Origin of the sequence: Pseudomonas putida (assembly GCF_050990305.1) — a bacterium.
In the GTDB taxonomy this organism is placed as follows: domain Bacteria; phylum Pseudomonadota; class Gammaproteobacteria; order Pseudomonadales; family Pseudomonadaceae; genus Aquipseudomonas; species Aquipseudomonas putida_AH.
The window spans coordinates 183,437-194,309 of the sequence record NZ_CP158817.1; the positions used below are offsets into that span (position 1 = coordinate 183,437).

Below are 10,873 nucleotides of genomic sequence, written 5' to 3' on the forward strand. Positions count from 1 at the left end.
AGGCGCAGAACATGTCCCAATCGTCTATTGCTGCCGCTTCCTCGGCGAACGCTGCCCGCCGTGGCAGTGCCACCTCGCGACGCCTCCTCATCGGCCTTGCGTGGCTGATTTTTGCGCTGTTTCTGTTGCTGCCGCTGTTCATCGTGGTGTCCCAGGGATTGAAAAATGGTCTGGGTGGATTCTTCACCGCGATCCTTGAGCCCGACGCCCTGTCGGCACTGAAACTCACGGTGATCGCCGTGCTGATCTCGGTGCCGCTAAACCTGGTGTTCGGCGTCAGCGCTGCGTGGTGCGTGAGCAAATACACGTTCCGCGGCAAGAGCATGCTGGTGACCCTGATCGACCTGCCGTTCTCGGTGTCGCCGGTGATTGCCGGTCTGGTTTATGTGCTGATGTTCGGCGCTCAAGGCCTGTTCGGCCCGTGGTTGCAAGATCACGACATCCAGATCGTCTTCGCCTTGCCAGGCATCGTGCTGGCGACGATCTTCGTCACCGTGCCGTTCGTGGCCCGCGAGCTGATTCCGCTGATGCAGGAACAGGGCACCCAGGAAGAAGAGGCAGCGCGCCTGCTGGGGGCCAATGGCTGGCAGATGTTCTGGCACGTCACGGTGCCCAACATCAAATGGGGCCTGATCTACGGCGTGGTGCTGTGTACGGCGCGGGCGATGGGTGAGTTCGGTGCGGTGTCGGTGGTATCCGGGCACATTCGCGGGGTGACCAACACCTTGCCGCTGCACGTGGAGATCCTCTACAACGAATACAACCACGTGGCCGCGTTCGCCGTGGCGAGCCTGTTGCTGATCCTGGCGCTCTTCATCCTGCTGCTCAAGCAGTGGAGCGAAAACCGTATTAACCGCCTGCGCGCCAGCGCCGCGGAGGAATGATTTCATGTCGATCGAAGTGCGTAACGTCAGCAAGAATTTTCATGCGTTCAAGGCGCTGGACAACATCAGCCTGGATATCCAAAGCGGCGAACTGGTAGCGCTGCTGGGGCCGTCCGGCTGCGGCAAAACCACGTTGCTGCGGATCATCGCCGGTCTGGAAACCCCGGATCAGGGCAACATCGTGTTCCACGGCGAAGACGTTTCTGGTCACGACGTGCGCGATCGCAACGTCGGTTTCGTGTTCCAGCACTACGCTTTGTTCCGCCACATGACGGTGTTCGACAATGTCGCGTTCGGCCTGCGCATGAAGCCGAAAAACCAGCGCCCGAGCGAAAGCCAGATCGCAACCAAGGTTCATGAACTGCTGAACATGGTCCAGCTCGATTGGCTGTCGGATCGCTACCCGGAACAGCTCTCCGGTGGCCAACGCCAGCGTATCGCCCTGGCCCGTGCTCTGGCGGTGGAGCCCAAAGTGCTGCTGCTCGACGAACCCTTCGGCGCCCTCGACGCCAAAGTGCGCAAGGAGTTGCGCCGCTGGCTGGCGCGGTTGCACGAAGACATCAACCTGACCTCGGTGTTCGTGACCCACGACCAGGAAGAAGCGATGGAAGTCGCCGACCGTATCGTGGTGATGAACAAGGGTGTGATCGAACAGATCGGCTCACCGGGCGACGTCTACGAAAACCCCGCCAGCGATTTCGTGTACCACTTCCTCGGTGACTCGAACCGCCTGCATTTGGGCGAAGACAAGCACGTGCTGTTCCGCCCGCACGAAGTGTCGCTGTCACGGCATGAGCTGGAGGATCACCATGCGGCCGAAGTGCGGGATATCCGTCCGCTGGGCGCGACCACCCGCGTGACGCTCAAGGTGGAAGGGCAGACTGATCTGATCGAGGCCGAAGTGGTGAAGGATCACGACAGCCTGATTGGTCTGGCCAAGGGTGAAACCTTGTTCTTCAAGCCCAAGGTCTGGCAGAAAGTCGCCAATATCTAAAGCAAAAGCATCGCGGGCAAGCCCGCTCCTACATTAGACCGTGTCAGTCAGAACAACTCGGTCAACTGTGGGAGCGGGCTTGCTCGCGAATGCGATCTAAACAGCAGCGCGATTCGGATTGACCCGCACCCCGCCCGCCCGCGCCTCGATCTGATCCTTGAGCTCATGGCGCATCCCCAGCATGAACGCCAACTCAGCGACCACAAACAACGGCCCGACAATCAGCCCCGTCACATCATCGACAAATGCCGGTTTGCGCCCCTCGTAGTGATGCCCGACAAACTGAATCGCCCAGCCGATCACAAACATCCCCAGGCCGCTCGCCAGCCAGACCAGCGTACTTTGCTGTGCCAGTATTTGACCTGCCCACACGCACAGCCCCAGCAACACGGTCATCAGCACCCCGAGGCGCAGTTCCAGGCGCAGGTAGAACCATGCCGACGCCAGCGACGCCAACACTGCCGGCGATAGCCAGCCACCGCCCCATTGCGGGCGCGACAGCAGTACAGCCACTGCCAGGACGATCAGCGGAATGCCGACGAAGTGGGTGGCTATATTGCGCGGATCACGGTGGTAGGCGGCGTATTGACTGAGATGGTCAACGAGGCTTTTTTTCATTGTTATTCCTCCTGTAGGGTGACTGATCTTGCCTCGGGGGCCGTTTCACGCTCTGTCAGCCAGGCGACAATCTTTAGGAGTTTTCATGGATATGCAGGTCTGGCGTGCGCGCCTGATGCGCGGTCAGTGGTTCAGCCATCTGCCTGTTTCCCTACAGGATAGTCTGCTGAGTGTGGCGCGGGTTCGGCAGTTGTCTGCGGGCCAGTGCCTGTTCCAGCGCGGCGACCCGCCCTGCGGCCTGTACGCCGTGCTCGAAGGCGCGGTGCGCATTGGCGCCGTTAACGAGCAGGGTAAAGAGGCGTTGCTGAGCCTGGTGGAAGCGCCGCACTGGTTCGGCGAGATCTGCCTGTTCGACGGTCAGGCACGCACCCACGATGCGTTCGCCGCGGGCCAGTGCACGCTGCTGCACATCCCTCAACCCGCGCTGCTCGCTTTGTTGGAGCAACAGCCGGCGCACTGGCGGCAACTCGCTCTGTTGATGAGCCAGAAACTGCGCATGACCTTCATCAATCTCGAACAGCTGAGCCTGATGCCGGCCCCGGCACGGCTGGCGCATCGCTTGCTGATGATCGCCGAAGGCTACGGCCAGCTCGACAAACCGCGTCGGGTTCTGCAACTGCCGCAGGAACAGCTGGCGGCGATGCTGTCGCTGTCGCGCCAGACCACCAACCAGATCCTCAGGGATTTGCAGGGGCAGGGGATCATTGGGCTGGCTTACGGCGAAATCGAAATCCTGGATGCTCAACGGTTGCGAGCACTGGCCACCCTCTAGAGGCAATCACCTAACCCTGTAGGAGCCGAGCTTGCTCGCGATGGGGCCAGCCCAGTCGATATTGATGTCACTGACCCGACGCTATCGCGAGCAAGCTCAGCTCCTACCGAGGGTCGCGTTGTTAGTGGGGCAGCAGTCCACCGTCCAGATCTGTCACCTCAACCCATCCCGAAACTGCCCCGGTGTCATCCCCGTCCAGCGCTTGAACGCCCGGCTGAAGCTGCTGGTGTCGGCAAACCACCCTCTAGAGGCAATCACCTAACCCTGTAGGAGCCGAGCTTGCTCGCGATGGGGCCAGCCCAGTCGATATTGATGTCACTGACCCGACGCTATCGCGAGCAAGCTCAGCTCCTACCGAGGGTCGCGTTGTTAGTGGGGCAGCAGTCCACCGTCCAGATCTGTCACCTCAACCCATCCCGAAACTGCCCCGGTGTCATCCCCGTCCAGCGCTTGAACGCCCGGCTGAAGCTGCTGGTGTCGGCAAACCACCCTCTAGAGGCAATCACCTAACCCTGTAGGAGCCGAGCTTGCTCGCGATGGGGCCAGCCCAGTCGATATTGATGTCACTGACCCGACGCTATCGCGAGCAAGCTCAGCTCCTACCGAGGGTCGCGTTGTTAGTGGGGCAGCAGTCCACCGTCCAGATCTGTCACCTCAACCCATCCCGAAACTGCCCCGGTGTCATCCCCGTCCAGCGCTTGAACGCCCGGCTGAAGCTGCTGGTGTCGGCAAACCCCAACAGATAACTGATCTCGCTCAACGACACTTGTGGATCGCGCAGGTGCAGCAGTGCCAGGTTCTCGCGGCTTTCGTTGAGCAGCGTGTCGAACCGGCATCCCTCATCCGCCAGATGCCGTTGCAGGCTGCGCAGGCTCAGGTGCAAGGCCTTGGCGATGTGCTCGGCGCTCGGTTCGCCTTCGGGCAATTGCTCCTCGATGGCATCGCGCACCTTGCGTTCCCAGGTCAACGGTTTGAGCTGCGCCAGGGTGCGCTTGAGCACGGTTTCGTTGTGCTCGGCCAGTTCCGGGTTGGCGTCGTCCAGGTGGCTGTCGAAATCGATGAGCGAAAACTCCAGCCGATCTTCGTCAGTGTCGAAGTACACGGGCGAGCGGAACACCTTGTGCCATTGATGCGGGTCTGCAGGCTCCGGGCGGCGCAGGTACACCGCCAGCGGGGCGTATTCGCGGCCCAGGCGATTGCGGCACGTGCGCACGTAGATCGCGGTGAAGGCGTCGATGGCTTCGAAGGCGGGGGCAGGATTGCCCGGTGGGATTTTCAGGCGGAAATGGTAGCGATCGTCAGCACGGGTCAGCTCCAGTTCCAGGGCATCGCTGACCACCTGGTGATAGCGCACGATGCGCTCGAAGACTTCGCGCAAACTGCCGCTGGCGACCAATGCATAACCGAGGGCATGGAACGTGGTGGGGCTGACGAAGCGCGAGACACGCAAGCCAATCGCCGGGTCGCCGCTGACCTGTACCGCCAATTCCCACAAGCGCGTGGTGCCGGACAACGGGTAGCGGGCGTTGGGGTCGTCCATCAACTGCGGGTCGAGCCCGGCTTGTTGGCACAACGCGGTGCTGTCGAGGCCCAAGGCATCGAGTTGCTTGCGCAATGCGCGGGTCCAGCTGGCGAGGGAGGTCGGTTCAGTCATGCTGATTGGCGCTTCCGGTCAACAGGTTGGCGTTCACGGCTACCGCTGCAGGAGGGCGCAGCGGTGAAGATGCGAACCATCAATAACCAGAGGATGGAAGCATGCACGGTACTTCTGCAAGTCCCCAGCGACTGAATGCAGCTCAGCGATCAGCACTTATTCGTGAAGTGGTGTTGGCCAAGGGCGTCGAATGGCGCGAGCGCTACCCGATTCTCAAACACCAGGACGCCCTCGGCGCCGGCATTCTGGCCTTCGCGCTGGCTGGCATGATCGGTTCGGCGGTGCTCTACGTGACCGGGCACATGGCGTGGTGGGTGTGCCTGTTGCTCAATGCCTTCTTCGCGTCGCTGACCCACGAACTGGAACACGACCTGATCCACAGCATGTATTTTCGCAAACAGCGGGTGCCGCACAACCTGATGATGGGCCTGGTGTGGCTCGCGCGCCCGAGTACCATCAACCCGTGGATTCGCCGCCATTTGCACCTCAACCATCACAAGGTCTCCGGCACAGAAACCGACATGGAAGAGCGGGCGATCACCAACGGCGAACCCTGGGGCATCGCGCGCTTTCTGATGGTCGGCGACAACATGATGTCGTCGTTCATTCGCCTGCTGCGGGCGAAAACCCGGGCGCAAAAAATCAGCATCCTCCAGCGCACATTGAAGGTCTACGCGCCGTTGGCGCTGCTGCATTGGGGCGCTTGGTATGTCTTCCTGGGCTTCCATGCCGCCAATGGCATTGCTCATTTGCTGGGCGCGCCGATCGAGTGGTCGGCGACCACGTTATCGGTGATGCAGGTCATTGATATCGCGGCAGTGGTGATCATCGGCCCGAACGTGCTGCGTACCTTTTGCCTGCATTTCATCAGCTCGAACATGCATTACTACGGCGACGTGGAGCCGGGCAACGTGATGCAACAGTGCCAGGTGTTGAACGCCTGGTGGCTGTGGCCGTTGCAGGCGTTCTGCTTCAACTTCGGCAGCACTCATGGCATTCATCACTTCGTGGTGAAGGAGCCGTTTTACATCCGCCAGTTGACCGCACCGGTGGCGCACAAGGTGATGCGTGAGATGGGCGTGCGTTTCAATGATTTCGGCACCTTTGGCCGAGCCAACCGTTTCGAGCGCAAGGAGGCGACAGAATCGCAGCAGGCGCGTGCCGCTCAGGTCTGAGTCATGCACGAAACCCGGAAACTCAGAAGCGAAAGTCTTCGTCATCAATTTGACCCAAAGGGGCGTTAGGTTGTGACGCAAGCAACGATGATTGGCGATTGACGTGGGGTCATCGGCATATGCAATTTAGGTCTATTAAAGTAATTAAATATTCCTTTATTGGATAACCGTTTTCGCCAATCATCGGCGCCAGGTTGTTAAACAGATTCTGAGTTTCCGGGGCCGTCTCCTTGGCAGGGTGCGGCCCCTTTTTTTTGCCTGGAATATGGCCCCTGTAGGAGCTGCCGCAGGCTGCGATCTTTTGATCTTGCTTTTCAACAGCGCATTTAAGATCAAAAGATCGCAGCCTTCGGCAGCTCCTACAAAGTGCGTTGTATATTCGATATGGATCTTAATAAATAGCTTCTTATTCCTTAACGAATATAACTCTCCTCCCTATACTCGTCCGGGAACAGACATGCAGGAGAGCTTCCCCATGCGCAACGAATCAATTCGCTACCTGATTGTGCCGGGCTGGCAAGGATCGCCAGAAGATCATTGGCAAAGCCACTGGCAGAACAGCCTGCCGAACAGTGCACGGGTGGAGCAGGCCGATTGGCTGACGCCGCGTCGTGAGGACTGGGTCGCGGCCTTGGCCGAGGCGATTGCCGCCGACAGTACGCCGGTGATCCTGATCGCGCATAGCTTGGGTTGCATCACGGTCGCCCATTGGGCAGCGACGGCGCCGCTGCAGTTTTTGCGTCAGGTTCGCGGTGCCTTGCTGGTCGCTCCGGCAGATGTCGAACGTCCGGCTTGTGCGCCGGCGTTGCGCAACTTTGCGCCGATTCCCACCGACCTGCTGCCGTTTCCGAGTCAGGTCGTCAGCTCCGACAACGACAGCGCCGTCAGCGCGCCGCGGGCGCTGGAGCTGGCGCGCAACTGGGGCGCGGAAGCGGGAATCCTGGCCGGTGCCGGCCACATCAACGTGAAGTCCGGCCACCAACGTTGGGAGCAGGGCTTTGCCTATCTCTACCGCCTGCAAAACCGCATGGAGCACCACGCCCTGCGCCGTGCCTGACCCTTAATCAACGCCCCCCGTCTCCCGGCGGTTTTGGGCGGGAGACTGCCATGAGCTTTGAAACCTTCGGTCAGCCGCTGCTGACCTTTCCCGACGCTGAAAAAAGCCCCCTGAGCATCCGCGCCAAGGCGCTGGTGTTCGTCGATCCGCGCTCGCGCCAATTGCGCCAGGAGCTGGAACAACTGGCACCGCGTGCGATCTCGGTCTTGATCCGTGGTGAAACCGGCACCGGCAAGGAATTGCTGGCGCGACACATCCATCGCGCCAGTGATCGCGGTGGATTATTCGTCTCGGTCAACTGCGGCGCGATCAGCCCGACCTACGCCGATGCCGAGTTGTTCGGTTATGCCGCAGGTAGCTTCAGCGGTTCGGCCAGCAGTCGTGCCGGCTGGTTCGGCTCGGCCAATGGAGGCACGTTGTACCTGGATGAGATTGGCGACTTGCCATTGCCGATTCAGATCAAATTGCTCGCCGCTTTGGAGAACCACGAAGTCACCCGTGTCGGCGCCCATCAGCCGAGCCCGGTGGACGTGCGTTTGGTGGCCGCCACCAGCATCGACCTGGCCCAGGCCGTCGCCGCCGGCAAATTCCATGAACGCCTCTATCACTACCTCAGCGAAGGCCAGCTTGAACTGCCGGCATTGCGCGAGCGAGTGGGCGACATCCTGTCATTGGCCGAATATTTCCTTGGCATCTACAGCCAGCGCCTGGACCTGCCAGTGCCGCTGATCAGCGAAGCGGCACAACGCGTGCTGGAGCGACACAGTTGGCCGGGCAATACCCGGGAGCTGGAAAACGTCATCCACTTTGCACTGTTGGTCAGTACTGGCGACGAGATTTTGCCGGAGCATTTGAACTTGCCGGATGAAGGTCTGGGGCAGCTCAAGCATCAGCTCAAGCAGATACTCGGCAATGGTTCAAACACCGAAAAAGACGCTCTGAAACAAATACTTAAGGACACTGGCCTACTTCTGTAGGAGCAGAGCTTGCTCGCGATCCAGGCGACTCGGTTCACCGCAAAGACGCCATCGCGAGCAAGCTCTGCTCCTACAGATAGCATTTAACCCGCGGGCTAGAGCTGTATGAGCAAAATGGAATATGAAAGTGAATAAAAGATATTGTTCGGGAATAAAAAATCCGGGTAATGTCCGCGTCACGCCAGCGATAGCACTTCACTGGCACTCGTATTCAATGCCGTCGCCACAAGCGACCAAGATTTTCGATAAGGACACTGCATGAAAAAGGTTCTGTTGTTCACCGCACTGGCGGCTGCCCTGACCGCGGGCCTGGCCCAGGCTGGCGAGAAACTGGTGGTTGCGGCGACCCCGATTCCACACGCTGAAATTCTCGAACTGATCAAGCCAACCCTCGCCAAAGAAGGCGTGGACCTGGAAATCAAAGTCTTTACCGACTACGTTCAGCCGAACGTACAGGTCGACCAGAAGCGTCTGGACGCCAACTACTTCCAGACCCTGCCGTACCTGAAAAGCTTCAACGAAGGCAAAGGCACTCACCTGGAAACCGTGGTCGGTGTTCACGTTGAACCCTTCGGCGGCTACTCGAAGAAAGTCAAAACCCTGGCCGAGCTCAAAGACGGCGCGACCATTGCCATTCCTAACGAAGGCAGCAACAGCGGCCGTGCCCTGATCCTGCTGCAAAAGGCTGGCCTGATCGAGTTGAAAGACCCGAAAAACGCCCTGGCGACCCCGAAAGACATCGCCAAGAACCCGCACAACTTCAAGTTCAAGGAGCTTGAGTCCGCGATGTTGCCGCGTGTGCTGGATCAGGTCGACCTGGACATGATCAACACCAACTACGCGCTGGAAGCAGGCCTGAACCCGGCTAAAGATGCGCTGGTGATCGAAGGCGCTGATTCGCCTTACGTGAACTTCCTGGTTGCACGTCCGGACAACAAGGACAGTGCCGCCATCCAGAAACTGGCCAAAGCCCTGACCAGCCCGGAAGTCAAAGCCTTCATCGAGAAGAAGTACAGCGGCGCGGTACTGCCAGCGTTCTGATTCGCGAGGAAAACCGCTTCAAGGTTTCCAACGCCGACGGCTGATACAGCGTCGGCGTTTTTTTGTGTCGGCCTTTCATGTAGGAGCAAGCTTTTGTGGCGAGGGGATTTATCCCCGCTGGGCTGCGAAGCGGCCCCAAAAAATGGGACTGCTGCGCAGTCCAACGGGGATAAATCCCCTCACCACAAGTAACCACCTGAGTTACAGAACTCTTAAGCTGCCCTGGCCTTCAACGCCCTGCGCAACGCCACCAGCAACTTAACGATGTCCTGTGGATTCATCGGCTGGGGCACTTTCACGTCTGCCATTTTTTTCTTCCTTGTGAGGTTCGGCCGGGGAGTCTGGCCAAAAGCGGTCCGTCCTTGGAGGGGCAATTTGAAAAAAAGATCCTTCCTACGGCGCAGGGGAAAATAGTCGTCTTACGTCGCCCCGGCAAACCCAGCATCGCCGTGTAGGAGCTGCCGCAGGCTGCGATCTTTTCAGTGCTTGAAATCAATCCGGCCAGTACCACGCCGGCTCATCCAGCACCCGCTGTCCGACGATCCCGGTCTGCCCGAGGTTTTTCTCCAGCACGATGCAATTGCATTCCGGGTCCTCCTGCAACGCCGAAATCAACCGCCGCGCATGGGACACCACCCACACCTGACACTGCCCGGACGCTCGGATAATCAACCTCGCCAATGCCGGCAACAGGTCCGGGTGCAAGCTGGTTTCCGGTTCGTTCAGCACCATCAGCGTCGGTGGCCGGGGCGTCAACAGCGCCGCTACCAACAATAGATAACGCAACGTCCCGTCGGACAACTCTGCCGCCGACAACGGCCGCAGCAAACCTTCCTGATAAAACTCGATCGCAAACCGCCCGCCAGCCAGCGGCTGGATGTGCAGCCGTGCACCGGGAAACGCATCGCTGATGGCGGCCTGCAAGGCCTCGGGGTCGCCGATTTCGATGATGGTTTGCAACGCCGCTGCCAGATCGCGTCCATCGTGATGCAGGACCGGCGTGCGGGTGCCCAGTTGAGGCTGGCGCACCGGTGCGTCGGCATCGCTGCGAAAGTGATCGTAGAAGCGCCAGCGGCGAATGAACTCGCGCATCTGCAGGACTTCCGGCGAGGTCCGCAGGCTGCCAACCTGATCGAACAGGCTGTCGAAGTTCGGCGTGTGTTGCGCCAGCACCTCCCAGCTGCGGTCGGCCCTGGCGCGAATCATCGGACCATCGCGATCCACCAACAGACTGGCCGGGCGGTAGAACGGCCCGGACCAGATGCATTCCTTCTTGATTTCCGGGTCGAGGGAAAACGCGGATCGGCTCGGCTCCGGCAGCCCCAGGGCAATCGAGTAGCTGAAATCCTCACCGGCGAACCCCAGGCGCAGGCGCTTCACGCCGTGACGCACGGTGGCTTCAATGGGGACTTCACCGTTGCGCATGCGCCGCGTGAGGGTTTCCGGTCCGGCCCAGAACGTCGAATCCAGCCCACCCTCGCGGGCCAGGGCATTGACCACCCCACCTTGAGCGGTTTCCGCCAGCAGGCGCAATGCACGGTAGAGATTGGATTTACCGCTGCCATTGGGACCGGTGATCAGGTTCAGCCGGCCCAGTGGAATGACCAGTTTGTTGATCGAGCGGTAATTGGCCACCGCGAGGGTTTTGAGCATTAAATAATTCTCTGAATTGCTTCAGGTAGGCGCTGCCGCAGGCTGCGA

General features: G+C 60.0%; 10 protein-coding genes and 2 pseudogenes. 7 read left to right on the top strand and 5 right to left on the bottom strand.

All coding sequences use genetic code 11. The features are described from left to right. Positions 1 to 11: 11 nt before the first annotated feature. Both cysW and ABTV22_RS00860 read left to right on the top strand, forming a co-directional pair. Entirely contained in the window at positions 12 to 884 is an 873-nt protein-coding gene (cysW, locus tag ABTV22_RS00855) for a sulfate ABC transporter permease subunit CysW (RefSeq protein WP_433738114.1), read from the top strand. A gap of 4 nt (positions 885 to 888) precedes the next feature. Further along, positions 889 to 1,878: a sulfate/molybdate ABC transporter ATP-binding protein gene (locus tag ABTV22_RS00860; RefSeq protein ID WP_175388060.1), complete on the top strand. Its 990-nt coding sequence runs from the start codon at positions 889 to 891 to the stop codon at positions 1,876 to 1,878. Positions 1,879 to 1,974: 96 nt separating this feature from the next. Here the strand turns inward: ABTV22_RS00860 and ABTV22_RS00865 are convergent, their stop codons facing one another. Continuing rightward, the gene (locus ABTV22_RS00865; RefSeq protein ID WP_433738115.1) at positions 1,975 to 2,496 is read right to left on the bottom strand and encodes a DUF962 domain-containing protein; all 522 of its coding nucleotides are present in this window, start codon (positions 2,494 to 2,496) and stop codon (positions 1,975 to 1,977) included. A gap of 85 nt (positions 2,497 to 2,581) precedes the next feature. On the opposite strand from ABTV22_RS00865, the gene ABTV22_RS00870 reads away from it, so the two are divergent. After that, entirely contained in the window at positions 2,582 to 3,268 is a 687-nt protein-coding gene (locus ABTV22_RS00870) for a Crp/Fnr family transcriptional regulator (protein ID WP_433738116.1), read from the top strand. Between the two features lie 153 nt (positions 3,269 to 3,421). Here ABTV22_RS00870 and ABTV22_RS00875 read toward each other — a convergent pair. The 3 genes and pseudogenes from ABTV22_RS00875 to ABTV22_RS00885 all read right to left on the bottom strand — a co-directional run. Then, positions 3,422 to 3,505, bottom strand: a pseudogene (locus tag ABTV22_RS00875) (helix-turn-helix domain-containing protein); the annotation flags it as partial. A 164-nt stretch (positions 3,506 to 3,669) separates the two neighbouring features. After that, positions 3,670 to 3,753, bottom strand: a pseudogene (locus ABTV22_RS00880) (helix-turn-helix domain-containing protein); the annotation flags it as partial. 164 nt (positions 3,754 to 3,917) lie between these two features. Next, positions 3,918 to 4,922, bottom strand: coding sequence for an AraC family transcriptional regulator (locus tag ABTV22_RS00885; RefSeq protein ID WP_433738117.1), 1,005 nt, complete (start codon positions 4,920 to 4,922; stop codon positions 3,918 to 3,920). A 101-nt stretch (positions 4,923 to 5,023) separates the two neighbouring features. On the opposite strand from ABTV22_RS00885, the gene ABTV22_RS00890 reads away from it, so the two are divergent. The 4 genes from ABTV22_RS00890 to ABTV22_RS00905 all read left to right on the top strand — a co-directional run bounded on the left by ABTV22_RS00890 (position 5,024) and on the right by ABTV22_RS00905 (position 9,172). Continuing rightward, a complete protein-coding gene (locus ABTV22_RS00890) occupies positions 5,024 to 6,097 on the top strand; it encodes a fatty acid desaturase (RefSeq protein ID WP_433738118.1) in 1,074 nt (357 codons plus the stop codon). Positions 6,098 to 6,572: 475 nt separating this feature from the next. Beyond that, positions 6,573 to 7,154 (top strand): alpha/beta hydrolase, encoded by a 582-nt coding sequence (locus ABTV22_RS00895; protein ID WP_433738119.1) that lies wholly within the window; start codon positions 6,573 to 6,575, stop codon positions 7,152 to 7,154. A 50-nt stretch (positions 7,155 to 7,204) separates the two neighbouring features. After that, entirely contained in the window at positions 7,205 to 8,131 is a 927-nt protein-coding gene (locus tag ABTV22_RS00900; protein ID WP_433738120.1) for a sigma 54-interacting transcriptional regulator, read from the top strand. 258 nt (positions 8,132 to 8,389) lie between these two features. Further along, positions 8,390 to 9,172, top strand: coding sequence for a MetQ/NlpA family ABC transporter substrate-binding protein (locus tag ABTV22_RS00905; protein WP_433738122.1), 783 nt, complete (start codon positions 8,390 to 8,392; stop codon positions 9,170 to 9,172). 492 nt (positions 9,173 to 9,664) lie between these two features. On the opposite strand, the gene ABTV22_RS00910 is transcribed toward ABTV22_RS00905, so the two are convergent. Next, positions 9,665 to 10,825 (bottom strand): AAA family ATPase, encoded by a 1,161-nt coding sequence (locus tag ABTV22_RS00910; protein WP_433738123.1) that lies wholly within the window; start codon positions 10,823 to 10,825, stop codon positions 9,665 to 9,667. Positions 10,826 to 10,873 lie beyond the last annotated feature (48 nt).